This window comes from Prevotella sp. SGI.167 (assembly GCF_050313615.1).
Taxonomy (GTDB): domain Bacteria; phylum Bacteroidota; class Bacteroidia; order Bacteroidales; family Bacteroidaceae; genus Prevotella.
Genome location: NZ_JBNPLT010000016.1, coordinates 24,225 through 49,435 on the forward strand (window position 1 = coordinate 24,225; position 25,211 = coordinate 49,435).

Below are 25,211 nucleotides of genomic sequence, written 5' to 3' on the forward strand. Positions count from 1 at the left end.
AATAGAAAGATAAAAAACAAGCCTCAAGCTCGCAAAAAGCCAAGGGCTGATAAAAACGTAGATTTATGGAAGTAACAGAACAAATGATTCAACAAGTAGAGCGCTTTATCAGAAAAGTGTCTCAAAAGTTTCCTGTACCAGCGTCTGAAGAAGACACATGTATGCTGACCGATATCCATGTGAGAGTATCACAGGACAGCGGCGAGATGCTTGCCTTTGACGATGACGAGAACGAAATTACCCGCTGTGTTGTTGAGCAATGGATTGACAACAAAGATGAAAACTTCTATGATGAGGTGGCGAAGCTTTTGCGTGACCTCTTGCGCAAGAATGCTGAGACGGTAGACCATCTCGGAATCCTAAAGCCTTACAGCTTCGTCTTGGAAGATGATGAGAAAGAGAATCTGGGAGAACTCTACCTTGCCGATGATGATACCATCATCGTGGGTGGCGACCTGATGGAGAATCTGGATCACGACCTGGATGAATTCCTTGACGACTTGCTTAAGGAATAACTTTCCGAATCAAGGAATCATGACATAAGCATAAAAAAGGAGGGAGGTTCGAAAGCCGCTGCTTCCTTCTCCCTCCCGGGCTAATGATATAAAAACTAATATTGTCTTAATGCACCCAGCAATTCTGCATTCTCACTCTTATTACCGATGGTAATACGAAGGCAGTTGCCACAGAGTTGCACTTTATTTCTATTTCTTACGATGATGCCCTGTGCCACGAGATAATCGTAGATGGCATTGGCATCCGTCACCTTTGCCAGGAAGAAGTTGGCATCCGTAGGATATACCTTCTCGCAGATAGGTAATTCCATGAAGGCTGCCATCACCTTGGAACGTTCCTGCAGGATGTTCTTCACCCATTCATCCACCTTCAGCGGATTCTTCAATACCTCCAAAGCCTGCTCCTGGGTAAGGAGATTCACATTATAAGGATATTTCACCTTATTAAATATATCTACTATTTCCTTACTGGCAAAAGCCATACCCAGACGAAGGGCTGCACAGCCCCAAGCCTTGCTCATCGTATTCAGGACGATGATGTTTGGGAAATGATCGATCACGCTGCGGAAGGTTCGCTCGGAAGAGAAGTCGCTATATGCCTCGTCTACGATGACGATGCCATCGAACAGGCGCAACACTTCTACGATGGCTTCACGGTTGATGTGGTTGCCCGTAGGATTGTTAGGACTACAGAACCAGATAACCTTGGTATTGTCATCGCAGGCATCGATAATCTTATCGGCTGTCACCTGATAGTTCTCATCAAGCAACACCTCCCGATACTCCACGTCATTGATATCGGCACATACCTGATACATGCCATAGGTTGGAGCAATGGCTACAACATTGTCCTGACCAGGGCGACAGAACACACGGTAAACCAGGTCGATGGCTTCATCAGAGCCATTGCCCAGGAAGATTTTTTCTTCCGCCACACCCTTTATCTTACTGATCTGCTTCTTCAGCTCCACCTGAAGCGGGTCTGGATAGCGATTGTAAGGGTCGTTATATGGATTCTCGTTGGCATCGAGAAATACGCGGGCATTTCTGCCGGCGAATTCTGTTCGAGCGCAACTGTATGGTGCCAGGTTCCAGATATTCTCCCGGCACAAGTCTTTTAAATCTTTCATACTATCAAACTACTTTAGACTTTCTACTCTCAATCTCATGGCATTGGCATGTGCCTCGAGCTGCTCGTTTTCAGCCATGGTCACCACCGCATCTCCTATGTTACGAATACCTTCTTCAGTAAGATGCTGGAAAGTGATCTTGCGGTTATAGCTGTCGAGATTCACGCCGTTGTAAGCCAAGGCATAGCCATGGGTTGGCAGGGTATGATTGGTACCGCTGGCATAGTCGCCCGCACTCTCACAGGCATAATTGCCCAGGAATACGCTACCGGCATTCACTACCCTTTCAGCCAGCTGCTCATAGTTGGCAGTAGCGATAATCAGATGCTCAGGAGCATAGGTATTGCAGAGATCGATAGCCTCCTCATCATCCTTGACAAGGATAAACTTGGAATTATCCAACGAGGTCTGTGCCATCTCCTTACGTGGCAATCGTTCGAGCTGTGCTTCAATTTCCTTCTTCACCTCCGCCAATACCTTTTCAGAGGTAGTGATGAAGAACACCTGAGAGTCGAAGCCATGTTCTGCCTGAGAAAGCAAGTCGGCAGCTGCGAAAACAGGGTTGGCTATTTCGTCAGCAATCAGACAAACCTCCGAAGGACCGGCAGGCATATCGATAGCCACATCATGCAATGAAACCTGCTGCTTGGCAGCCATCACGAACTGGTTGCCCGGACCGAAGATTTTATATACCTTAGGCACGCTCTCAGTACCATACGCCATGGCACCGATAGCCTGTACGCCACCCGCCTTGAAAATCTTGCTCACGCCGGCAATCTTAGCCGCCATGAGAATGGCTGGGTTCACCTTACCCTCCTGGTTAGGTGGAGTACAGAGAACAATTTCCTCGCAACCGGCAATCTTGGCAGGAGTAGCAAGCATCAGTACGGTAGAGAACAGCGGTGCAGTACCGCCCGGAATATAAAGTCCCACCTTCTGGATGGCAACACTCTTCTGCCAGCAGGTTACGCCAGGGCATGTTTCAACCTTCTCGCCTGCAAACTTCTGGCTCTGATGGAATGCGGCAATGTTATGATGGGCGAGGTGCAAAGCGTCTTTCAGTTCTTGAGAAACCAGTTGCTCAGCCTCTTCGATTTCAGCTTCAGTCACAGCCAAAGAATCGAGATGGGCATGATCAAACATTTCCTCGTAACGCTTCACGGCTTCGTCGCCATGCTTCTTCACATCGTCGAGTACACCCTGTACCGTAGCATTGAGCTTGGATACATCCAGGTGTGGGCGTTTTACTATCTCGCTCCATTCCTCCTTTGCAGGATACTTAATTACCTTCATTCCAATTTAATTAATAATTTATAATGTATAATTAAGAATTAGACCTGCACATAAACAGTTCCCAACTCCTAATATCTAACTTTCTTACAATATCATCTTCTCAATTGGTGTTACAAGGATGCCCTGTGCACCGAGTTCCTTCAGCTTACCGATGATTTCCCAGAAACGCTTCTCATCGAGCACGGTATGGATAGAACACCAGTCATCGTCTGCCAATGGGATGATGGTAGGACTCTTGATACCCGGCAATACCTGGGTAATCTCCTCTACCTTTGCCTTAGGGGCATTCATCATCACGTACTTCTTGTCCTGGGCAGAACGCACAGCCTCGAAGCGGAACAGCATCTCGTTCAGAATCTGATGCTTCTCCTCATCCATTTTCCAGTTGCCGATGAGCAAAGCCTCACTCTTCATCACTACCTCTACCTCGGCAAGGTTGTTGCTTACCAGTGTAGAACCGGAACTGACGATATCAAAGATACCATCTGCCAGACCGATGCCCGGACTGATCTCTACAGAACCGGTGATGACATGGATGTCGGCATTGATATTATGCTTCTTCATGAAGTTGCGCAGGATGTTAGGGTAAGAGGTGGCAATCTTCTTGCCGTTGAACCACTGTAATCCTGGATATTCTATCTTCTTAGGGATGGCAAGACTCAAGCGGCACTTGCTGAAACCCAGGCGATCGATGATCTGCGCTTTCTCACCACGCTCCACGAACTCGTTCTCGCCCACGATACCGATATCTGCCACACCAGAGGCTACACTCTGAGGAATATCATCATCACGGAGGTAGAGAACCTCGAGTGGGAAATTACTTGCCTGCACCAGAAGTGTGCGCTTGGAGGCACTGACCTTGATGTCTGCCTCTGCTAAAAGATTCATGGTGTCGTCGAACAGACGACCCTTACTTTGTACTGCTATTCGTAACATATTTCTGTATTTTGTCTGAAAAACATTGCAAAAGTACATAAAATTGTTAGAATATGCAAATAATTTAGCACTTATATTTAAAAATTTCGTACTTTTGCAGTCGCAATGAGAAAAAAGTTATATTTATACGCATTTTATGCTCTTATTTTACTGGGAAGTTGCGAAGAAAAGAAACCGCAACAAGAGCTCACGCCGTGGGGAACTCCTATAGGCGAAGTGGAGGGCATGTCTGATGGCGAAGAAGGGGCGGCTGACGAATCAGCCAACAAGAATAAAAGACAGAAGGGCTTCTCGCTGGAGGACATTCAGGAAAACGGTGAGCTGATCATGCTTACCGTGAACGGTCCTACTACCTATTATGATTATCACAACCACGGCATGGGTCTGCAATATCTCCTTTGCGAGAAGTTTGCCCAGCAGATTGGTGTATCGTTACGCGTGGAGGAATGTAAGGATACCACCGAGATGATCCAGAAGCTGACCAAGGGAGAAGGTGACATCATCGCCGTTCCCCTATCCCGGAAACAGACCAAGGGCGACCTGCTCTTCTGTGGTGTGACACCCGACAGTACCCGCACGCAGTGGGCTGTGGTAGGCGGCAACAAGAGTCTTGCCGATACACTGAACGGCTGGTTCAAGCCAAAGATGATAGCCGAGACGAAGAAGGAGGAAAACTGGCTGCTTTCTTCTGCCAGCGTTACCCGACATGTCTATTCTCCGTTCCTGAACCGTTCCAAGGGCGTCATCTCCCGTTACGACCATCTCTTCCAGCGATACAGCGGTACGGCAAGAATGGACTGGCGCCTGATGGCGGCACAGTGTTACCAGGAAAGTTGCTTCGACCCGAATGCCAAGTCATGGGCAGGTGCCTGCGGACTGATGCAGATCATGCCTTCTACGGCAGACCATCTGGGATTGCCGATGAGTGCGATACATGATGCAGAATCGAATGTGGCGGCGGCAGCCAAGTATATGGCAGAGTTGCAGGGCCATTTCTCTGACATCGGAGATCCTACACAGCGAGTTCTCTTCGCCCTGGCTGCATACAATGGCGGTTTCCATCATATCCGTGATGCGATGAACCTGACCAGAAAGCATGGTGGCAATCCTTATAACTGGGGACACGTAAGAGAATATGTCCTGCGCCTGGCACAGCCGGCTTATTACCGTGATCCGGTTGTGAAATACGGTTTCATGCGTGGTACGGAGACTGCCGACTATGTGGACAGAATCAGAGCACGCTGGAGTGAATACTGCGGTGGCGCCAGCTTCCACGACAGTTATCGTGGTGGCAGCAGAGGCATCGGTGGCGGTGCCTTCCATGGTGCACCGATGAAATCGAAAAGACATTATCAGGGTAAATACCATATATAACATAAAAGGCTTCTGCGTATGTATTCGCAGAAGCCTTTTATGTATCGATGAATATAAAATAATTACTTACCCAAAACCTCATCCAACAAGGTGTAGAATGCAGGATCCTCACCAACGATGGTCTTTACAATCTTGCCGTCAGGACCTACAACAATCTTGGTTGGGAAACCCTGGACACCATACTTGTCGAGTACATCGCTACCCTTTGGATTATAAACGTGAATCCATGGCAACTGATGCTTCTCTACGGCAGCCTTCCACTTTGCCTCGGTATCATTGCAGTCAACACCCAGGATTTCGAACTTACCCTTATACTTCTCGTAGTACTCCTTCATCTTAGGCATACCCTTGATGCACCAACCGCACCATGAGCCCCAGAAGTCGATGACAACATACTTGCCACGGAGACTAGAGAATGTAAATGGCTTGTCATTAATGTCGTTCAATGTGAAGTCAGGAGCATCTATACCGGAAGCCTGCAACTTCTTAGCCTTCTCATCAGCCTCTGCACGCTTCTTAGCCGTATCAATAAAATACTGATAATAGGCCTTCATTCTTCCATTCTTCACATTCTCAGAGAGCAAGCCCAGAAGTTCCTTCATCTGGTCGTAATCATCCATTTTCTCGAAAAGTGTAGCACATGCCTCGTTATCAGGGTTCTGCTTGACGAAAGCTAAGATTTTCTCCGTTCTAGCCTTCAGCAAAGCAGGCATCTTCTTCTCATACTCATTCATGATGGTCTCACGGTCTTCACCATTCTTCGTGCGAGCATTCAGAGATTCTGAATACTCCTTCAAATCCTTCTCGGCAGACTCCATCATCAAATCAACCTCATGACACTGCTGGTAGAACTTACTACCGGTAACATCGAAACGGGTAGCGAAATCACCCTTTATCTCTGCCTTCTCGCCTGGCACGCAAGGGAAATTGAACATCTTTCTTTCCAAACCACGATAGGCCTTTGGTGTCAAGAAAGCACGGTTTGACACCTTGGCAAGGTTATCGGAATAGGTAAACTTACCATTCTTAACCAAGATGGTATCCATCTTCACATCACGGCCTTTGAACACGATTACAGAATCGGTAGCAAAGTTCTTCAAATCCACTTTCACCTGAAAGTTGCTCTTCTGAGCCATCGCTGCTGCTGATGCCAGCACCAAAGCAGCAGTAAAAATCATTTTCTTCATTCGTACTATATCTTTTCTTTTATATTTCCACAATAACCTTTATCTATACCTTATTATATAGGTATCCTTATTCCTCATACTCTGTGGTATCTTCGATACCCGCCTCAGCCAGGGCTTCCTTGCGCTCTACGCAGGTGCCACACTTGCCGCAATGCTTCTCACCACCCTTGTAGCAGCTCCAGGTCTCGGCATAATCGATACCGAGTTTCTTGCCGATGGCCGCAATCTCACCCTTGGTGATGTTGGTATAAGGAGCCACCACGCGAACATCCACGAAGGTGCCAGCCTCGGCAGCCTCATCGATAGCCTTGATAAACTCCGGGCGACAGTCCGGATAGATGGTATGATCACCGCCATGATTAGCAATAAACACCTTCTTGAGGTTATTACTCTCAGCAATACCGATGGCAATGCTCAGCATGATACCGTTGCGGAAAGGCACCACGGTAGACTTCATGTTGTCGGCAGCATAATGTCCCTCAGGAATTGCACCCGCACCTTCCAGGAGCGAACTCTTGAAATACTGGTGCATGAATCCCAGATCGATGGTGATATGCTTGATGCCCAATCTCTCACAATGCATCTTGGCGAAAGGAATCTCCCGCTCGTTATGATTGCTTCCATAGTTGAAACTGATACCCAGGGCTATCTCGTCCTTCTTGTCATAGAGCAGGGTAATACTATCCATACCGCCGCTCACAATAATTACTGAATCCTTCATTTACTTTGAACTTATTATTTATAAAATCAGATTATATTTAAAATTCAGACTATACACTAAAATCTGCGCAATCTGCGAAATCTGCGTGAGATCTTCACCCGAACAGGCAGCGGAACGCCTCTTCCACTTTCCTTACGGGATGAATCTCTATCTGATACTTCTTATGGTCGAAACCATGATAGTTGTATTTCGGAATGATGATGTGCTGGAAGCCGAGTTTCTCAGCCTCTGCTATGCGCTGTTCGATACGGCTTACCGGACGAACCTCACCACTCAGTCCTACTTCGCCTGCCATGCACCACCCCTGCTCTATCGCAGTATCCACATTGCTGCTCAATACCGCAGCCAGCACACTCAGGTCCATCGCAGGGTCAGTAACCCTCAATCCTCCGGCAATATTCAGGAACACATCCTTCTGCATCAGCTTGAAGCCTACCCGCTTTTCCATTACCGCCAGGAGCATGTTCAGTCTACGCTGGTCAAAACCCGTAGCCGAACGCTGTGGAGTTCCGTATGCAGCCGTACTCACCAGAGCCTGCGTTTCTACCAGAAACGGACGCACACCCTCGATGGCAGCACTGATGGCTACACCCGAAAGTCCGTCATGGTCCTCTGTAAGAAGCAGTTCCGATGGGTTGCTCACCTGTCTCAATCCTCCCTGCAGCATCTCATAGATACCCAGTTCCGAAGTACTTCCGAATCGGTTCTTGATGCTTCGCAGGATGCGATACATATAATGCTGGTCACCCTCAAACTGGATGACGGTATCCACGATATGCTCCAATATCTTAGGTCCCGCCAAGGTTCCCTCCTTATTGATATGACCTATCAGGATAACCGGAATGCCACTGGTCTTGGCAAAACGGAGAAGATGGGCTGCACACTCACGAACCTGAGATACCGAACCCGGAGAACTGTCCACCTCTTCGGTAGCGATGGTCTGGATAGAGTCAATGACGATGAATTCCGGAGCCACCTCCTGGATATGAGAGAAGATTTTCTCCAGCTGCGTTTCACAGAGAATCGTGATATGATCGAAGGGTTGAACCACTTCCTCTCCCCTCAGCAGCGCCTGTCCCTTTGCCAGTCGGTCGGCACGCAACTTAATCTGATGGGCACTCTCCTCACCGCTGACGTAGAGAATACGGCGGTCGGTCATATTCAGAATGGTCTGCAGGGTAAGCGTACTCTTGCCGATACCCGGTTCACCACCCAGCAGGGTGATGCTTCCCGGCACCATTCCTCCACCCAGTACGCGGTTCAACTCCTCATCGCGCATATCGATGCGAGGCTCATCAATGGCAGAGATGTCGCGCAACTTCATCGGCTTGGCATCATGGTCGCTATGCTGACCGCCGAACATGGTAGCAGCCCCGCCATGTCTCATAGTCATGCCGGCATTCTTAGCCGCCTGCGAGCCGCTATCGCCCGCAATGCGAATCTCCTTGAAAGTGTTCCATTGTCCGCAACTAGGGCATTTACCCATCCACTTGGAACTTTCCTGTCCACAGTTGCTACAAACGTATGCTATTTTGTCCTTTGCCATAAATGTAACATTTATTCGTGCAAAAGTACAGCATTTTTTTCAAGTGACACAACTTTTTTATTTTATTTAAGGTAAAAAACGGGATGTAGGGATTTTCCCCCACCCATTTAGGGAAAAACCTTACCCCGAGAACGAAAATAGCCCTATCTTTGCACCAGAAATAAGAAACAAGAGTATAAACAATTTTAAAATATACGATTATGAAGAAGTTAATCATAGCACTTGTAGCAATGTTCATCATGACATTCACTACTGCATCAGCAATGAGTTACGAACAGGCACGCCAGCAGGCACTCTTCCTGACTGACAAGATGGCTTACGAGCTGAACCTGACAGATGATCAGTACGAGGCAGCTTATGAGGTGAACCTCGACTATCTGATGGGCATCAATACTTATGATGACCTGTATGGCGTATACTGGCGCCAGCGTAATCTCGACCTGAGCTATATCCTGCTCGACTGGCAGTTTCGCGCTTTCTGCAATGCCACCTACTTCTATCGTCCTCTCTACTGGGACGGAGGTTACTGGCATTTCGTAATCTACGCACGTTACCCTCGCCGCGACTACTTCTTCTTCGGTAGACCACACTTCTACGTTAGCTATAGAGGCGACCACTGCTGGAGAGTGAACGGTGGAAGAAGCTGGTATCACGGACGTGCATACGGCAGACCATTCGCTGGCGGTCAGCCACGCATGGGAATGAGAGACAGTTTCAACCGTGGTGATTACGGCCGCGGACAGTCTTTCGGCAACATGCAGCGCCAAAGCAGCACCCGTACCACAGTAACCAGAGACCGCAACTTCGGCAACGGTTCGTTCAATAACGGTCGTATAGAAAGTAACCGCAACAATAATGGCGGTGGCACATTCGGTGGAGGAACCTTCGGAAGCAGAAACAACAGCCGTTCTAACATGAGCCGCGATTTCACCCCACGTTCTACAACTCCAAACAGCAGTTCGTTTGGCGGTAACCGTTCATTCGGTGGCAGCAACCGCTCATTCAACAGCGGAAGCAACAACAGAAGCAATAGCCGTTCATTCAACAGCGGCAGCAGCAACCGTTCATTCGGAGGTGGCGGTACATCCCGTTCATTCGGAGGTGGTGGTTCTCACAGCAATGGCGGAAGCAAAAGCGGTGGCGGCAGCTTCGGTGGCAGAAGATAATATGAAACGTACCAGCGTTAAAATCTTTAAATAAAATTTGTTACAACTCAGCACCCATGGAAGCCCTATGGGTGCTGAGTATACGCTATGAGATGGAAAACTATCTCTTCAAGGCGATATTATAATTGTCATACTGGGTATTGCCCGTAATATCTTCCACCACCTGGATGAATGGAGGGAAGTTTACATTCTCATGCTGAGCTATTCCCTTGGTTTCCAGTATCATCAGGTCGTGAACTGGCTGCTCGAAGGAATCCAGTTCGAAGTACTGTCCCTTCCAGATAAAGCTCTTACGGTGCTTGCGGATGGTGGCACGGTAAGGGTCTGCCTGCTGAAGCATCGATTCATAGAGATTAGCATTGATCTGACGCTCTGTCTCAATCTGCTCCTTATCCGAAATACGCTTCTTGGAAGTATGAACGTAAACATATTTACCACCCTCAAAACTACGGCGACGGAGACGGATTTCACTACCCGGCTCACCCGAAAGATAGGTCTGGACAATATCGCTGTCAATGGCATTAGGCACCTCGCCCACCAGTTTCACGATATATTTGCGCTCCTCCTCTATCGGCTGAGGAATGCCCAGGACATTGCTTATCTCCTTCAATACGCGATTGAGTTTGTTCTCGAAATCCTCATGGTTGTTGATGACACGGAGATGAGGATGACCCTTCCAGGCAGAAACAATCTTCTTATCCAGTTCACGGGCTATCTGAAGACCAGCCTCATCAGCCTTCTCCAATCGCTGCGCATTATTGGCGGTGGTATAGAACTGTTCTGCTCCATCGGCAGCACTCACGAGATGAAGCACTGCATCATAACGCTCACGCAACTGGGTGTTGCTGTATCCCTGTTCAGAGATGATGCGGTTCCAGAAATCTACAGAAAGATAAGTAGAAATATCCATCGTACCACGATCGCAAACGATGATGACCGGCTGATCCAAAGTCTCTGCCATACGGGAAAAGCTATCCTCTAACCCTATCTGAGTCAGGAAGGTAGCCTTCTCACCCTCAAAAAAGAACTTCTCGTTTTTGGTAAGATAATTCATACCCGACTGGGTGAACATGGTTGGTACTTCTGGAATGGTAAATACCTTATAGCCAAGGCTCGTAAAATGCTCTATCACCTTGACCAATGCAGTGGTCTTTCCCGCACACGGACCACCCGTAAGTACAATCTTCTTAATTGTATTCATATCTCATTATTTGTTTTTATTCGTCTGATTAGATGCAACCATCTTGCTTATGTTCTATTCTGGGTGCAAAGATAGCAATAAAATCTTAAAGATAGAAAAAAAACGGTTCTTTATTTTGTAATCTAACCGAAATATAGTAACTTTGCATAATCTATGGATAAGAATTATTAAACTAAAGGAAATAAATGGAAAAAGTAAAGACATTAATCATAGGTAGTGGACCTGCAGGATATACTGCAGCCATCTATGCAGGTAGAGCCGACCTCAAACCTGTTCTCTATTCGGGTATGCAACCTGGTGGACAGCTTACCATCACCACCGTAGTAGAAAACTTCCCAGGCTACCCTAACGGTGTAGACGGAACCCAGATGATGATGGACATGAAGGAGCAGGCTGCAAGATTCGGTGCTGACCTGAGAGACGGAAGCATCGAGAAGGTAGACTTCAGTTCACGCCCTTATCACCTGACAGATGAGCGAGGAAATGAGATTGAGGCTGATACCGTAATCATCGCAACAGGTGCTTCTGCCAAATATCTGGGTCTGCCGGACGAAGAGAAATACCGTGGACAGGGCGTTTCGGCATGTGCTACCTGCGACGGCTTCTTCTACCGCAAGCGTACTGTTGCCGTAGTAGGTGGTGGTGATACAGCCTGCGAGGAAGCACTCTATCTCTCCAGTCTTGCCAAGAAGGTTTACATGATTGTCCGCAAGCCTTATCTGCGTGCGGCAGAAATCATGCAGCAGCGCGTGAAGGAAAAGGAGAATATCGAAATTCTCTTCGAAACCAATACCTTAGGTCTCTTCGGAGAGAACGGTGTAGAGGGGGCTCATCTCGTTCGTCATAAGGGAGAAGCCAACGAGGAGGAGTTTGACATCGCCATCGACGGTTTCTTCCTGGCTATCGGCCATAAGCCTAATTCCGACCTTTTCAAGGATTATCTTGAATTGGACGAGCAGGGTTTCATCAAGGTTATCCCAGGTACGGCAAGCACTAAGCTGCCAGGCATCTTTGCAGCCGGTGACGTTGCCGACCCAGTTTACCGTCAGGGAATCGTTGCAGCAGGTTCAGGAGCCAAAGCAGCCATCGAAGCAGACAGATACCTGCAGACATTGTAGGTATTGGGCAGGTGAAAGTATAATTAAATTAAAAAAAATCGTCTATATTTTGTCAGGTGCAAAAATAATCGTACTTTTGCATCTGATAATGACGAAGGAAGATTGGCAGAGTGACCGAATGCGCTGGACTCGAAATCCGGTATACCCTCTTTCGGGTATCGGGGGTTTGAATCCCTCATCTTCCGCAACATTCGTTTTTTTCAGATAATAAGTAAAACCAACATGAAAAAATTTATCATCCCTATAATGATGCTTCTTCCTCTTACTATGCAAGCACAGACTGTGCTTACAGAGCAACAGCAGTTGGAAGAAGCCCAGAAACAATTGGAAGCTGCCAAGAAGGCACTGCAGATAGCTAAGATGAAGGCGGAAGCAGCTCGTCTGAAGGCGCAGACCGACAGTCTGAACCAGGAAGCAGCCAAGGCGGAAGCTGAAGCCAAGCAGATGGAAGCCAAGAAAGCAGAAATCAAGCAGGCTGAAGCCCAGAAAGCTGAAGCAGAACCTGCTCCCAACCTCCCGAAGGAAGAAGCTGTCACCAAGGGTGGATGGGCAATTCCTACCACGGTAGCCAAGAAGAAGGAAGATGCAAAGCCTGTGCTGATGGCAAACGGTGTGGAGCTCAAGGAAGATCCTAAGTATCTGGAAGGAGCTGTCAAGCTGAACCAGGAGGGCAAGGTGGAATTCACCCTTGATACGGATGCCAACGGCAAGACAGCCAAGCAGATCTACGACATCGTATACGAATATATGAGCGACCTGACACAGTCGGATGAAAATATCGGCAGCAGAGTGGCGTTGGTGAACCCTAGCGAATACATCATCGCCAACAGCATGGACGAATGGCTCGTATTCAGCAGTTCCTTCATCTCACTCGACCGTTCAGAGTTCAAGTATCAGCTCGTTGCCAAAATCGCAGACAATCATCTGAATCTCAGTCTTCTCCGCATCTCATACAACTATGAGGAAGACAGACCGACAGGATTCAAGGCTCCTGCAGAGAAGGTGATTACCGACAAGGTGGCACTGACCAAGAAAAAGAACGACCTGGCAAAGATATTCGGTAAGTTCCGCAAAAAGACTATCGACAGAAAAGACCAGATTTTCAGTGAGATAACAGCATTGGTTAAAAAATAACATCAATTCAAAACATGACAGAAGAAAATAACAGCATACAGACAGAACAGGCAGAAAACAGCAAGCAGCAGGAACAGCCAAAGAACAGCTATGCCGTGCGTCCGGATCACAGACATCACCGCCGACTAGCCTACAGCGACCAGAACAATATGTTGCAGTTACGCAACTTCCTCAACATCGCATTCATGCTCCTGGCTATCATCGGCGTTGTTATCTGGACCCAATTGGACGACTATCACACATTGGCAGCAATCGTACTGATTCTTGGTGTGGCAATCAAGATTGCAGAAGTTTGCATCCGACTATTCAAAAAATAACAGCTGGTTTCCAAACATCCAGAAAGATTACAGCCAGTTCCGAACATTCAGAAAGATAATGAAGAAATCAATATTAACGATGATACTATTTTGTGCTGCAACTCTCACAGTTGCGGCACAAAACGATTTTAACAATAACGAAGATTCACAGTTCAGACCACAGACCAGCAACCGGGTGAACACAGACTCGCTCGGTTCGGACAAGGAAATACCAAAGGGTATCAAGGTGTGGACCATAGACGAAAGATTCGGAGACAGGACGGAAGCTCCCGTCGACACACTGCAGCACCTGTATATGAACTCTACATTCAACGAGGGACTATATGGACAGTATAACACACTGGGCAACATGGGTACTGCAAGAATCAACCGTATCTTCATCGACCGACGTACGCAGGGTAACTTCATGTTCACGGAACCATACGACAACATCGTAACGCCCGTGAGCGACTTCCATTTCACCAACACCTACTCTCCTATCACCAACGTGACGCTGAACAGTTGTGGTGACCGCACCAACGGAGAAGACGACTTCAAGGCTATCTTTGCAGTGAATGCCAACAAACAGTTGGGTGGTGGATTCCGTTTCGACTACAAATACGGCAGAGGATACTACAATGCACAGAGTACTTCCCACTTCAAGTACACCATGTGGACCTCTTATCTGGGCAACAGATATCAGGCACACTTCCTCTTCAGTACCAATCACCAGAAGGTGACCGAGAACGGAGGTATCACCAATGATGACTATATCAAGCATCCGGAACAATATACCGATGATTTCGCCAGCAATGAAATCCCTACCGTACTGGAGGAGAACTGGAACAGAAATGACAACCAGCATATCTTCCTGAGTCACCGATACAGCTTCGGCTTCAACCGCAAGGTAAAAATGACCGAGGAAGAAATCCAGGCTAAGAAATTCGCCATGGAATCGGCCAAGGAAAACGCTGCGGAAGATGCCAAGGAGGAAGCCAGGAAACAGGCCAAGAAAAGCGGAAAGAAATTTGACGAGAAGGCTTTCGACAAGAAACAGAAGGCCCAGTTCTCGGGAAGACCGGACAATGCCAAGATTGCCGGAGACGAACCTGCAAAAAATGAGAATGGTAAGGATGACAGCAACCGTATCGCCGTGAACGGAAAGGCGGCTGCCGACAGTCTGATGGCCATCGAAAAGAAAAAACAGGAGGATTCGCTGTGGTACAAGAACGAGTATGTGCCGGTTACAAGTATCATACATACCGTGAAGTTTGACAATTACAAACGTATCTACATGGCATACAAGACTCCTGCCGACTATTATCTAGAAGAATACTATACCGCAGGCAGACTGCAGGGTGACTCCATCTACGACCAGACCAAGCACTGGCACATGAAGAATACCCTGGCACTGGCTACACTGGAAGGATTCAGCAAGTGGGCAAAGGCTGGTATCAAGGCTTTCGCCAGCTATGACCTGCGCCACTATACCCTGCCTGACAAGGAAGGCGGATTCGAGAAATTCAACGAGCATGCACTGAGCGTGGGTGGACAGTTGAGTAAGCAACAGGGTAAGACGCTGCACTATAATGCCACAGCTGAGATTGGCTTGACAGGTGTAGACGCCGGTACCCTCGCCATCGACGGTAACCTGGATGTCAACATCCCATTCCTCGGAGATACCGTTCAGGTAAGAGGCGATGCGTTCTTCCACCGGGAGACACCATCCTTCTACTACCGTAAATATCATGCACGTCATGCATGGTGGGATGATGACCTTGAGAAGACCATCCATACCCGCATCATGGGTACATTGAGATATAACAAGACCAACACGACCCTTCGTGTGGCTGTAGACGAGATCAAGAACTATACTTATTTCTCACAGTCATACAACGTGACAGAAGATTTCCTTCGCACTGGCGTTGTGGTGACACCGATGCAGGAAAGTTCAGGCATCAATCTGCTGACAGCCCAACTGGAACAGAACTTCAAGTTCGGCATCTTCCATTGGGAGAACCAGATTACCTATCAGAACTCCAGCAACAAGAGTGCACTTCCGGTGCCAGCACTCAATGTATACAGCAACCTCTATATCAAGGTAAACATTGCCAAGGTACTGAAAATAGACATGGGTACCGACGTACGCTACTTTACCAGCTACGAAGCTCCAGACTATTCTCCATACGTGGGCATGTATACCGTGCAGGGTAATGGCGAGAACAACGTGAAGGTAGGCAACTACCCTATCATCAACGTATATGCCAATGCACATCTCAAGCATACCCGCTTTTTCATCATGATGAGCCACATCAATGCCGGCAAGGGTGACAAGAATTATTTCTTCACCCCTCATTATCCTATGAACGCAAGCGTGATGAGAATCGGTGTAAGCTGGAACTTCTTCAACTAGTATATTTAAATAATTGTAAGGAGTGAGTCTTATCGCTCACTCCTTACATAAAATTCCCTAATCTATGGTTAAAACTAATTCTCTCAAAGCATGGTTTCTGGCAGCCCGTCCGGTTACTCTGACGGCAGCTGCTGTTCCCGTAATGCTGGGTGTAGCCCTGGCATACAAGGATTCCAGCACCCATTGTCAATGGATTCCAGCCCTGCTCTGCCTACTCTTTGCCTGGGTGATGCAGATAGATTCCAACCTGGTGAACGACTTCTTCGACTTCAAGCATGGCAACGATGACGAGACGAGACTCGGTCCAAAACGCGCCTGTGCCGAAGGCTGGATTACGATGAAAGCAATGAAATGGGGCATCATCCTCACTACCCTCCTGGGGTGCGCCATCGGACTGCCACTCGCCTTTTACGGAGGAAAGGAGATGATCATCGTAGGCATCTGCTGTGTGCTATTCTGCTTCCTCTATACCACCAAATTGAGTTATCTGGGATTGGGTGACCTGCTGGTGCTGGTCTTCTTCGGCATCGTACCGGTCTGCTGCACCTACTACCTGGTGATGCCGGAAGGAATGCAGGGAGTATCCGGCGAAGCCATACTGACTTCCATCGCCTGCGGACTGGTAGTAGATACGCTGCTCATCCTGAACAACTATCGCGACCACGACAACGACCTCAAGGCGGGCAAGAAGACGCTGATTGTTCACATCGGGAAGAAAAACGGTGAACGACTCTACTGCGCACTGGGCAACATCGGCATCCTCATCATGATAGGAATCAACATCTACGGTGCCCTTGCCTACGATGCAGATTCGAAGTTCTTGCCTTTTGCTGCTGTATGCCTTGTGCAGCACAACCGAACATACGCCAAGATGAGGAAGATAGGAGAAGGAAGAATGCTGAACAAGGTGCTGGGTTATACTGCGCTCAACATCTTCACCTTCGGTATCATCTCTACCTTCATCATCATTGGAATGATGTAATTATATAATGTACGCGCGTACATTATTATACATATAAAGAAGAAAAAATATGAAGCAACAAGTAAATCTCGAAATCATGCAGTTTGTGGAAACACAGATTCTGCCCAAATATACGGAGTTTGGTGAGAGCCACGGCTTGCGCCACGTGACCCGTGTGATCAAAAACGCCCTGAAACTCGTACCTGTAACACATGCCGACATCGACATGGTTTATATCGTTGCCGCCTACCACGACTTAGGAATGAGCGGTCCGCGAGCCATCCATCACATCACGAGCGGAAAAATTCTCCAGGCTGATGCCAGACTGAAACGCTGGTTTACTCCCGAACAGATCAAGATCATGAAGGAAGCAGTGGAGGATCATCGTGCTTCATCCAGCAGACAGCCACGAAGCATCTATGGGAAAATCGTTGCCGAAGCAGACAGAGACATCGAGGTACACGAGATCTTCCTTCGCGCCATTGAATACGGAAAAGAGAACTATCCAGAGAAAAACAAGGAAGAACAGTGGGAAAGATTCTCTGAACACATGGAAGAGAAGTATTCCAGAAACGGATACATCAAACTATGGATTCCGAACTCCCCCAACGAGAAAGCACTGAAGGAACTGAGAAACATCATCGAACACAAAAGTATGCTCAGAAAGGAATTCGAAAAGATATACGACGCAATAGAGAACAGGAAACCATAATAACTATTTGGGTAGAACAAAAGATTTTTAGAAAAAAAACAGCATAAAGATTTGGTAGTTTCAAAAGATTACACTATCTTTGCATCATAGAAAAACGAAAGACTTCTATCGATAGATGATAGCATAAGCTACGTCTAGTCGAAAAAATATAAGGGTCGTGTCGGTTCGATCGGGATACTCATCAAATTACACTTATGAAACCGAGAAGACTTCTCTTGCCAATGGCGGGCCACATAAACTGACATGTCAACTAAGCTGCAAAGCCGGTGGATTACAAAAGCGGAGAGCTCTCAAATGTTACTGACATTCGGAGTTTCATCACATCATCGAGCGGCCCTTTCCTTTTAAAAGGCAGATTTCCTTAGTTGGAAATCTGCTTTTTTCGTATTATCTAAAATTTATTTTGCTCATAAACCTCGAAAATACGTTCTTCACACTCGTTTTAAACTTACATCAGACTTACCACATTTTATACTTTTATCTACATTTTACACCCAAACTCCATTTTAAAAGATAAAAAGTAAAAAAATGGGTGCCTGAGAATGAGAGGGTTACGAAAAAAGTGATTTTTTATTTAAAAATAATCGCTGAAAAATTTGGTAGAACCGAAAAAAAGTAGTACCTTTGCAACCGCATTTGAGAACGATGCTTGTTGATTCGGTAACGATTTCCGACTGGAAGGTTGGGTGAGTGGCTGAAACCAGCAGTTTGCTAAACTGCCGTGCGGGTAACCGTACCGGGGGTTCGAATCCCCCACCTTCCGCAAGCTGACTTCAAAAAATGTACCGTTGGTCGATTCATCTAATGGTTAGGATACAAGATTCTCAATCTTGGCATAGGGGTTCGATTCCCCTATCGACTACAACACAACAAACAGCATAGCAATATGCAAACAATAACCGGTCGATTCATCTAATGGTTAGGATACAAGATTCTCAATCTTGGCATAGGGGTTCGATTCCCCTATCGACTACAGTGTTTTCATGTATTAGTTAGATTGTTTAAGCTTGCATTCAGTCCTTCAGAGACTATTGCAAGTTATTTTTTTGCCCTTTTGTTTGGTAGTCTCCCCTATTTGCCGTATCTTTGCAAAGACAAAAAGATTCAGTACAAACGCATTTTAAAACATGAAAAAAGATAACTCCATCATTTCATCCAGCATCAAAGCGATGATGATAGGCTGCATACTCATCCTGACAGCTCAACTACCAGGTAAAGCTCAGCATAACATCATACACAACAAACGCATTGCTTCACTCCAGGTGGTAGCCGGAACAGACTGGCTCAGCATGCCTATCACCCAACTGGGCGGCAATGCCATCAACATAGACTTCGACGACATGACCCACGATTATCATCGCTACACCTACAAAATCACCCATTGCGATGCCGACTGGCAGGAATCGGAAGGAATCTTTGATACCGACTATCTGCAGGGATTCAATGGAGAACTGACGATTGACAACAATGAGCAGTCGTTCAATACCAACCACCTATACACCCATTACCACCTGACTATCCCCAACGAGAACTGCCGGATTACGATGAGCGGAAACTATAAACTGACCGTTTACGATGACAACGCAGAAGAGGGAGAAAACACAATGTTTACGGCATGCTTCATGATCGTAGATCCCAAGATAAAGGTAGACCTAGCCTACTCTTCCAATACCGACATCGACAACAACAGACAGCATCAGCAGGTGAGGATGACGGCCAACTACAGGAATATCCACGTTACAGCACCCGGCGAACAGATTAAAACCGTGGTACTGCAAAACGGAAGATGGGACAATGCCGCAGTGAACGCAAAACCCGACTATCTCAGCGCAGAACAGATGAGCTGGATACACAACAGACAACTCATATTCAAGGGCGGAAACGAATACCACAAGTTTGAAATGCTGGACCTAGACCACCCGACCATGGGTATCGAGCGAATCAGCTGGGACGGAAAGGACTATCACGCCTACGTCACTCCCGACGAACCCAGACCCAGCTACGTATACGACGAAAGCGGACAAGGAGCCTTCTACATCCGCAACAGCGACAACATAAGCAACAACAGCCAAAGTGACTACGCCATCGTCCACTTCACCCTGAAGGCTCCCCGCCAGGAAGGAGCAGTATACCTGAACGGTTTCTGGACCCAAGATTCATTTACCCCAGAATACCAGATGGAATATGACGAAAGCAGCCATTGCTATCATGCACAGGTGAAACTGAAACAAGGCTATTACAGCTACCAGTACCTGGTTTTAAGAAATGATGGAAGCACAAGACACGTATCAACAGACGGTGACTTCTATCAGACAGCCAACAGATATGATGCACTGATATACTATAGGGGAACCACAGACCGAAGCGACCAGCTGCTAGGATGGAAAAGCATTCAATAGAGAGGCGGACAATCTTAAAAGGATTAAAAAGAATGCCGGATAATGCCCTAATTAGTTAAATCTTCATAAAACCATATTCTTTAGGAAAGCAATATTCGTTTATATCGAAGATAATTTGTAATTTTGCACTCCGAATGCTCATGGATTGGGCAAATGTTACAGAAAAGTTTAGTTCGTTGGGGCTCGGTCAAGATCCGGCACGAAGCAGGACGCCTCGCGGAAAAACCCGTTTATATAAATAATTAAATGTACGCAATTGTAGAAATTAACGGTCAGCAGTTCAAGGCTGAGGAGGGCAAGAAGCTCTTCGTACATCACATCAAGGATGTTGAGGCAGGTCAGACTGTTGAGTTCGACAAGGTTTTGCTCGTTGACAAAGACGGCGCAATCACTGTCGGTGCACCAGCTGTAGAGGGTGCAAAAGTAGTAGTAGAAGTAGTGAACCCACTCGTAAAGGGTGACAAGGTAATCGTCTTCAAGATGAAGCGCCGCAAGGACTATCGCAAGAAGAACGGTCATCGTGCTCAGTTCACTGAAGTATCAATCAAATCTGTAATCGCTTAAAATTAGGAGGAATTAGAAAATGGCACATAAGAAAGGTGTTGGTAGTTCTAAGAACGGCCGTGAATCAGCTTCACAAAGATTAGGCGTTAAGATCTGGGGTGGTCAGAGCATCATCGCAGGTAACATTATTGTTCGCCAGCGTGGTAACAAGCACTTCCCAGGTGAGAATGTAGCTCAGGGTAAGGATGATACATTGTATGCTTTGACAGACGGTATCGTTTACTTCCACAAGGGCCGCAAGGACAAGAGTACAGTTTCTGTTCTCTCTCCAGAGGTTTACGCTGAGAAGACCAAAAAAGCTGACGCTTAATTTTTAAAGTTTTAGAAAAAACTATTCCAAACAAACAACATAGAAGCCTGCTCATACCTAGAGCAGGCTTTCTTCGTTTATATAAGTTTTTATTTTATGAGAGATGATAATCGTTTTACTTATATTAGCGCCATAAGTCCGTGTAATCCGTGTAATCCGTGCCTTATCTATATTCTAAGAAGCTTACACCTCACCCCTTTCTAAGCTCCTTAACCCTGTAAAACCACAAAAAAACTTTAATTCTACCCTTCCCTGTAAAAAAGTCAGCATTTTTTTGCGTTATCACAAATATTTTTTGTACTTTTGCCTACAAATAGTAAATAATTAAATAAAAAGACATTATATGCTTACACTTAAACTCATCAGTGAAGAAACTGAACGTGTAGTTAAAGGTCTTGAAAAGAAGCATTTTCCAAATGCTCGTGAGGCCGTAGAGAAAGTTTTGGAGTACGACAAGATTCGTCGTGAAGCTCAGCAGAAGCTGGATAACAACAAGCAGCAGGCTAACCAGTTTGCCAAGCAGATTGGTGCCCTTATGAAGGAAGGTAAGAAAGAGGAAGCTGAGAGCGCAAAGGCTCAGGTAGCTATGCTCAAGGCTGACGCTAAGGCTCTTGAAGAGATCATGGAGAAAGCACAGAACGATATGACCAATCAGTTGCTCGAAATCCCTAACATCCCTTGCGAACTGGTTCCTGAGGGTAAGGATGCGGCTGACAACGTGGTCGTAAAAGAAGGTGGCGAAAAGCCAAACCTCGGCGAGGATGCACTCTGCCATTGGGATCTCTTGAAGAAGTACAACCTCGTGGATTTCGACCTCGGTGTGAAGATTACCGGTGCCGGCTTCCCTGTATATATCGGTAAGATGGCTCGCTTCCAGCGTGCTCTCGAGGCATTCTTCCTCGATGAGGCTCGTAAGAGCGGATATCTTGAGATTCAGCCTCCTTATGTAGTAAACGAGGATTCTGGTCGTGGCACAGGTCAGTTGCCAGACAAGGAGGGTCAGATGTATCACGCGAATCTCGACAACCTCTTCCTCATCCCTACTGCTGAGGTTCCTGTAACCAACATCTTCCGTGATGTCATCCTTGACGAGAAGGATCTCCCTATCAAGCGCTGTGCTTACTCTGCCTGCTTCCGTCGTGAGGCTGGTAGCTACGGTAAGGATGTTCGCGGCTTGAACCGCTTGCACCAGTTTGACAAGGTAGAGATTGTACGCATCGATAAGCCAGGTCACTCTTACGAGAGTCTGAACGAGATGCTCGACCACGTAGAGGGGCTGCTGAAGAAACTGGAGTTGCCATACCACATTCTCCGTCTCTGCGGTGGTGATATGAGCTTCACCTCTTCTATCTGCTACGACTTCGAGACCTGGAGTGCAGCTCAGGGTCGCTGGTTGGAGGTTTCATCAGTATCTAACTTCGAGAGCTACCAGGCTAACCGTCTCCACTGCCGCTATCGCCATGCAGAGGACAAGAAGATTGAACTTTGCCACACCTTGAACGGTTCTGCTCTCGCCTTGCCACGTATCGTTGCAACCATCCTGGAGAACAACCAGACACCAGAGGGTATCCGCGTGCCTAAGGTATTGGTTCCTTACTGCGGATTCGAGATGCTTGATGACAAAAATTTCGATTAATTTGAAGTATCGGTAAGACTTTCAGTTTTTCTCGATTATACAAAACATTCGAAAAACAAAAATAACATATATTGTACGAGGATAACTTCGACTGCCACAAAGGTAGCCGATGTTATCCTTTTGCATTTTTATGTACCATGAAGCAAACTCTAAACAGCGAACCAGAAATATTAATATATCAGCATTAAGAAATTTAATAGCCCATGAACAAGATTATCAAGAAAGAACAATACTCAGAGAAAGTATTCCGCTTCGATGTAGAAGCACCGCTTATAGCCAAGAGCCGAAAGGCAGGTAACTTTGTTATCATCCGTGTAGACAACAACAGCGAGCGTATGCCGCTGACCATCGCTGATGCTGACATTGAGAAAGGAACCATCACACTGGTTGTGCAGAAGGTAGGTCTTTCATCTACCAAACTCTGTGCCCTAAATGAAGGTGATGAAATTCACGATGTGGTGGGACCACTTGGAAATCCTACACATATCGAGAACTTCGGAACAGTCATTTGTGCCGGAGGTGGTGTAGGCGTAGCTCCTATGCTCCCTATCATCAAGGCACTGAAAGCCGCAGGAAACAGAGTCCTTTCCGTAATTGCGGGTAGGAACAAAGACCTCGTGATTATGGAGGATGAGGTACGTGCTTCAAGTGATGAACTCATCATCATGACCGACGACGGCAGCTACGGCGAGAAGGGTGTTGTTACCGTGGGTATCGAAAAGCTCATCAATCAGGAGCATATCGACAAGGTATTCGCCATCGGTCCTCCTATCATGATGAAGTTCTGCTGTCTCCTGACCCAGAAATATAATCTTTCCACAGACGTTTCGCTCAATACCATCATGGTGGATGGAACCGGTATGTGCGGTGCCTGCCGCCTGACCATCGGTGGCAAGACCAAGTTTGTCTGCATCGACGGTCCTGAGTTTGACGGCGCCCAGGTAGATTGGGACGAGATGTTCAAGCGCATGGGAACCTTCAAGGACGTAGAGCGCGAGGAGATGGAACACTTCGAGGAACATCTGGCTACCATAGATGCCGAAAAGAACAAGGAGACCACAGACATAACAATGGACGTAGAGCCAACAGATGCATCCATCGAAGAGCTGACAGACCGCAACGCCGAGTGGCGAAAGGAATTGCGTGCTTCCATGAAAGCCAAGGAACGTACGGCTATCGAGCGTGTGAAGATGCCGGAACTCGACCCAGTATATCGTGCAACTACCCGTACGGAAGAGGTGAACATCGGTCTGACCAAGGAGATGGCATTGACCGAGGCAAAGCGCTGCCTCGACTGTCCTAAGCCTACCTGTATGGAAGGCTGTCCGGTAAGCATCAACATTCCTTCATTCATCAAGAATATTGAGCGCGGTCAGTTCCTGGCTGCTGCAAAGGTTCTGAAGAACACCTCTGCCCTACCTGCTGTCTGCGGACGTGTCTGCCCACAGGAGAAACAGTGTGAAAGCAAGTGTGTGCATCTCAAGATGAACGAGCCGGCAGTGGCTATCGGATATCTGGAGCGTTTTGCAGCCGACTATGAACGTCAGAGTGGCAACATTTCAGTTCCTCAATGCGATGAAGCCAACGGAATCAAAGTTGCCGTTATCGGTTCAGGTCCTTCCGGTCTGAGCTTTGCTGGCGATATGGCAAAGAAGGGATTCGAAGTCACCGTATTCGAGGCTCTGCACGAAATAGGTGGTGTATTGAAATATGGTATCCCAGAGTTCCGATTGCCTAATGCCATCGTAGACGTAGAGATTAAGAATCTTCAGAAGATGGGCGTGAAATTCATCACCGACTGCATCGTAGGCAAGACCATCTCTGTAAAAGACCTGGAAAAACAGGGATTTAAGGGCATCTTTGTGGGTTCGGGAGCAGGTTTGCCTAACTTCATGAATATCCCTGGTGAGAATGCCTTGAACATCATGTCTTCTAACGAGTATCTTACCCGTGTAAACCTGATGGATGCCGCCAATCCTCATACCGATACCCCTATCAACCTGGGTAAGAAGGTAGTTGTTGTGGGCGGAGGAAACACTGCGATGGACAGTTGCCGTACAGCCAAGCGTCTGGGAGCCGAGGTAACATTGGTTTATCGCCGTTCTGAAGCAGAGATGCCTGCCCGTCTTGAGGAAGTCAAGCATGCCAAGGAAGAAGGCATCAACTTCATGACTCTCCATAATCCTAAGGAGTATGAAGCTGACGAGAAGGGCGCTGTGAAGTCTGTTGTCCTCGACGTCATGCAGCTGGGAGAACCTGATGCCAGCGGTCGCCGTCGTCCGGAAGCTACAGGCGAGACCGTGACATTGGAATGCGACCAGGTGATTGTTGCAGTGGGTGTAAGTCCTAACCCTCTTGTTCCTCAGAGTATTGAAGGATTGGAGCTCGGCAGAAAGAACACTATCGCCGTAAACGAGCAGATGCAGAGTTCTATCAAAGAAATCTACGCTGGTGGTGATATCGTCCGTGGTGGTGCTACAGTAATTCTTGCCATGGGTGATGGAAGAAAGGCTGCACTGAATATGAGTGAAAGACTCTTGAAATGATAAACAAGCAAAAGATAGCGTGTTATAAGTCTAGATAAAAGTTGGCGCATAAC

General features: G+C 47.1%; 21 protein-coding genes and 4 tRNA genes. 18 read left to right on the plus strand and 7 right to left on the minus strand.

Going from position 1 to position 25,211, the window contains the following annotated elements; genetic code table 11:
- The first annotated feature begins 65 nt into the window (after nt 1–65).
- On the plus strand, nt 66–515 hold the full coding sequence (locus tag ACQRBJ_RS09645; protein WP_153121767.1) for a hypothetical protein: 450 nt from the start codon (nt 66–68) through the stop codon (nt 513–515).
- Nucleotides 516–610: 95 nt separating this feature from the next.
- Here the strand turns inward: ACQRBJ_RS09645 and hisC are convergent, their stop codons facing one another.
- The 3 genes from hisC to hisG form a co-directional block, all read right to left on the minus strand.
- On the minus strand, nt 611–1,645 hold the full coding sequence (hisC, locus tag ACQRBJ_RS09650) for a histidinol-phosphate transaminase (RefSeq protein ID WP_294968258.1): 1,035 nt from the start codon (nt 1,643–1,645) through the stop codon (nt 611–613).
- Nucleotides 1,646–1,654: 9 nt separating this feature from the next.
- Nucleotides 1,655–2,938, minus strand: a complete 1,284-nt coding sequence (gene hisD, locus ACQRBJ_RS09655) for a histidinol dehydrogenase (protein WP_445303484.1) — start codon at nt 2,936–2,938, stop codon at nt 1,655–1,657.
- 84 nt (nt 2,939–3,022) lie between these two features.
- Nucleotides 3,023–3,874, minus strand: a complete 852-nt coding sequence (gene hisG / locus ACQRBJ_RS09660; RefSeq protein ID WP_294968252.1) for an ATP phosphoribosyltransferase — start codon at nt 3,872–3,874, stop codon at nt 3,023–3,025.
- A gap of 105 nt (nt 3,875–3,979) precedes the next feature.
- Between hisG and ACQRBJ_RS09665 the strand changes: the two genes are divergently transcribed.
- Complete coding sequence (locus ACQRBJ_RS09665; RefSeq protein ID WP_295346705.1) at nt 3,980–5,248, plus strand: transglycosylase SLT domain-containing protein; 1,269 nt, start codon at nt 3,980–3,982, stop codon at nt 5,246–5,248.
- A gap of 62 nt (nt 5,249–5,310) precedes the next feature.
- On the opposite strand, the gene ACQRBJ_RS09670 is transcribed toward ACQRBJ_RS09665, so the two are convergent.
- The 3 genes from ACQRBJ_RS09670 to radA form a co-directional block, all read right to left on the minus strand.
- The gene (locus ACQRBJ_RS09670; protein ID WP_445303485.1) at nt 5,311–6,435 is read right to left on the minus strand and encodes a redoxin domain-containing protein; all 1,125 of its coding nucleotides are present in this window, start codon (nt 6,433–6,435) and stop codon (nt 5,311–5,313) included.
- A gap of 67 nt (nt 6,436–6,502) precedes the next feature.
- The gene (queC, locus tag ACQRBJ_RS09675) at nt 6,503–7,156 is read right to left on the minus strand and encodes a 7-cyano-7-deazaguanine synthase QueC (protein WP_445303486.1); all 654 of its coding nucleotides are present in this window, start codon (nt 7,154–7,156) and stop codon (nt 6,503–6,505) included.
- Nucleotides 7,157–7,250: 94 nt separating this feature from the next.
- Entirely contained in the window at nt 7,251–8,702 is a 1,452-nt protein-coding gene (gene radA / locus ACQRBJ_RS09680; RefSeq protein ID WP_441936974.1) for a DNA repair protein RadA, read from the minus strand.
- 200 nt (nt 8,703–8,902) lie between these two features.
- On the opposite strand from radA, the gene ACQRBJ_RS09685 reads away from it, so the two are divergent.
- Nucleotides 8,903–9,868, plus strand: coding sequence for a hypothetical protein (locus tag ACQRBJ_RS09685; protein WP_445303487.1), 966 nt, complete (start codon nt 8,903–8,905; stop codon nt 9,866–9,868).
- Between the two features lie 100 nt (nt 9,869–9,968).
- Here ACQRBJ_RS09685 and ACQRBJ_RS09690 read toward each other — a convergent pair whose 3' ends face one another.
- Entirely contained in the window at nt 9,969–11,069 is a 1,101-nt protein-coding gene (locus tag ACQRBJ_RS09690; protein WP_294968233.1) for an AAA family ATPase, read from the minus strand.
- Nucleotides 11,070–11,254: 185 nt separating this feature from the next.
- Here ACQRBJ_RS09690 and trxB point away from each other — a divergent pair, with 185 nt between their 5' ends.
- The 15 genes from trxB to ACQRBJ_RS09765 all read left to right on the plus strand — a co-directional run bounded on the left by trxB (nt 11,255) and on the right by ACQRBJ_RS09765 (nt 25,158).
- Complete coding sequence (gene trxB, locus ACQRBJ_RS09695; protein ID WP_294968230.1) at nt 11,255–12,187, plus strand: thioredoxin-disulfide reductase; 933 nt, start codon at nt 11,255–11,257, stop codon at nt 12,185–12,187.
- A 96-nt stretch (nt 12,188–12,283) separates the two neighbouring features.
- Nucleotides 12,284–12,372 (plus strand) — tRNA-Ser (locus tag ACQRBJ_RS09700).
- Nucleotides 12,373–12,409: 37 nt separating this feature from the next.
- A complete protein-coding gene (locus tag ACQRBJ_RS09705; protein WP_294968227.1) occupies nt 12,410–13,321 on the plus strand; it encodes a DUF4468 domain-containing protein in 912 nt (303 codons plus the stop codon).
- Nucleotides 13,322–13,335: 14 nt separating this feature from the next.
- The gene (locus ACQRBJ_RS09710) at nt 13,336–13,638 is read left to right on the plus strand and encodes a mechanosensitive ion channel protein MscS (RefSeq protein ID WP_445303488.1); all 303 of its coding nucleotides are present in this window, start codon (nt 13,336–13,338) and stop codon (nt 13,636–13,638) included.
- 58 nt (nt 13,639–13,696) lie between these two features.
- On the plus strand, nt 13,697–16,030 hold the full coding sequence (locus ACQRBJ_RS09715; RefSeq protein ID WP_445303489.1) for a putative porin: 2,334 nt from the start codon (nt 13,697–13,699) through the stop codon (nt 16,028–16,030).
- A gap of 64 nt (nt 16,031–16,094) precedes the next feature.
- Nucleotides 16,095–17,012 carry a 1,4-dihydroxy-2-naphthoate octaprenyltransferase gene (gene menA / locus ACQRBJ_RS09720; protein ID WP_295346697.1) on the plus strand — a complete coding sequence of 306 codons (918 nt, stop codon included), beginning with the start codon at nt 16,095–16,097 and terminating at the stop codon, nt 17,010–17,012.
- A gap of 49 nt (nt 17,013–17,061) precedes the next feature.
- The gene (locus ACQRBJ_RS09725; RefSeq protein ID WP_294968216.1) at nt 17,062–17,703 is read left to right on the plus strand and encodes an HD domain-containing protein; all 642 of its coding nucleotides are present in this window, start codon (nt 17,062–17,064) and stop codon (nt 17,701–17,703) included.
- 676 nt (nt 17,704–18,379) lie between these two features.
- Nucleotides 18,380–18,466, plus strand: a tRNA-Ser gene (locus ACQRBJ_RS09730).
- A gap of 27 nt (nt 18,467–18,493) precedes the next feature.
- A tRNA-Glu gene (locus ACQRBJ_RS09735) sits at nt 18,494–18,565 on the plus strand.
- Between the two features lie 39 nt (nt 18,566–18,604).
- A tRNA-Glu gene (locus ACQRBJ_RS09740) sits at nt 18,605–18,676 on the plus strand.
- A gap of 154 nt (nt 18,677–18,830) precedes the next feature.
- Complete coding sequence (locus ACQRBJ_RS09745; protein ID WP_445303490.1) at nt 18,831–20,102, plus strand: DUF5103 domain-containing protein; 1,272 nt, start codon at nt 18,831–18,833, stop codon at nt 20,100–20,102.
- A gap of 246 nt (nt 20,103–20,348) precedes the next feature.
- The gene (rplU, locus tag ACQRBJ_RS09750) at nt 20,349–20,666 is read left to right on the plus strand and encodes a 50S ribosomal protein L21 (RefSeq protein ID WP_089543391.1); all 318 of its coding nucleotides are present in this window, start codon (nt 20,349–20,351) and stop codon (nt 20,664–20,666) included.
- A 19-nt stretch (nt 20,667–20,685) separates the two neighbouring features.
- Nucleotides 20,686–20,976, plus strand: coding sequence for a 50S ribosomal protein L27 (rpmA, locus tag ACQRBJ_RS09755; RefSeq protein WP_118116983.1), 291 nt, complete (start codon nt 20,686–20,688; stop codon nt 20,974–20,976).
- A gap of 343 nt (nt 20,977–21,319) precedes the next feature.
- On the plus strand, nt 21,320–22,612 hold the full coding sequence (gene serS / locus ACQRBJ_RS09760; RefSeq protein ID WP_153123549.1) for a serine--tRNA ligase: 1,293 nt from the start codon (nt 21,320–21,322) through the stop codon (nt 22,610–22,612).
- A gap of 203 nt (nt 22,613–22,815) precedes the next feature.
- Complete coding sequence (locus ACQRBJ_RS09765) at nt 22,816–25,158, plus strand: bifunctional dihydroorotate dehydrogenase B NAD binding subunit/NADPH-dependent glutamate synthase (RefSeq protein WP_445303491.1); 2,343 nt, start codon at nt 22,816–22,818, stop codon at nt 25,156–25,158.
- Nucleotides 25,159–25,211: the final 53 nt, after the last annotated feature.

Bases quoted from the DNA above. Each gene is read 5' to 3' on its own strand.
- ACQRBJ_RS09645 (WP_153121767.1), top strand. From the start codon at position 66: ATGGAAGTAACAGAACAAATGATTCAACAAGTAGAGCGCTTTATCAGA.
- hisC (WP_294968258.1), bottom strand. From the start codon at position 1,645: ATGAAAGATTTAAAAGACTTGTGCCGGGAGAATATCTGGAACCTGGCA.
- hisD (WP_445303484.1), bottom strand. From the start codon at position 2,938: ATGAAGGTAATTAAGTATCCTGCAAAGGAGGAATGGAGCGAGATAGTA.
- hisG (WP_294968252.1), bottom strand. From the start codon at position 3,874: ATGTTACGAATAGCAGTACAAAGTAAGGGTCGTCTGTTCGACGACACC.
- ACQRBJ_RS09665 (WP_295346705.1), top strand. From the start codon at position 3,980: ATGAGAAAAAAGTTATATTTATACGCATTTTATGCTCTTATTTTACTG.
- ACQRBJ_RS09670 (WP_445303485.1), bottom strand. From the start codon at position 6,435: ATGAAGAAAATGATTTTTACTGCTGCTTTGGTGCTGGCATCAGCAGCA.
- queC (WP_445303486.1), bottom strand. From the start codon at position 7,156: ATGAAGGATTCAGTAATTATTGTGAGCGGCGGTATGGATAGTATTACC.
- radA (WP_441936974.1), bottom strand. From the start codon at position 8,702: ATGGCAAAGGACAAAATAGCATACGTTTGTAGCAACTGTGGACAGGAA.
- ACQRBJ_RS09685 (WP_445303487.1), top strand. From the start codon at position 8,903: ATGAAGAAGTTAATCATAGCACTTGTAGCAATGTTCATCATGACATTC.
- ACQRBJ_RS09690 (WP_294968233.1), bottom strand. From the start codon at position 11,069: ATGAATACAATTAAGAAGATTGTACTTACGGGTGGTCCGTGTGCGGGA.
- trxB (WP_294968230.1), top strand. From the start codon at position 11,255: ATGGAAAAAGTAAAGACATTAATCATAGGTAGTGGACCTGCAGGATAT.
- ACQRBJ_RS09705 (WP_294968227.1), top strand. From the start codon at position 12,410: ATGAAAAAATTTATCATCCCTATAATGATGCTTCTTCCTCTTACTATG.
- ACQRBJ_RS09710 (WP_445303488.1), top strand. From the start codon at position 13,336: ATGACAGAAGAAAATAACAGCATACAGACAGAACAGGCAGAAAACAGC.
- ACQRBJ_RS09715 (WP_445303489.1), top strand. From the start codon at position 13,697: ATGAAGAAATCAATATTAACGATGATACTATTTTGTGCTGCAACTCTC.
- menA (WP_295346697.1), top strand. From the start codon at position 16,095: ATGGTTAAAACTAATTCTCTCAAAGCATGGTTTCTGGCAGCCCGTCCG.
- ACQRBJ_RS09725 (WP_294968216.1), top strand. From the start codon at position 17,062: ATGAAGCAACAAGTAAATCTCGAAATCATGCAGTTTGTGGAAACACAG.
- ACQRBJ_RS09745 (WP_445303490.1), top strand. From the start codon at position 18,831: ATGAAAAAAGATAACTCCATCATTTCATCCAGCATCAAAGCGATGATG.
- rplU (WP_089543391.1), top strand. From the start codon at position 20,349: ATGTACGCAATTGTAGAAATTAACGGTCAGCAGTTCAAGGCTGAGGAG.
- rpmA (WP_118116983.1), top strand. From the start codon at position 20,686: ATGGCACATAAGAAAGGTGTTGGTAGTTCTAAGAACGGCCGTGAATCA.
- serS (WP_153123549.1), top strand. From the start codon at position 21,320: ATGCTTACACTTAAACTCATCAGTGAAGAAACTGAACGTGTAGTTAAA.
- ACQRBJ_RS09765 (WP_445303491.1), top strand. From the start codon at position 22,816: ATGAACAAGATTATCAAGAAAGAACAATACTCAGAGAAAGTATTCCGC.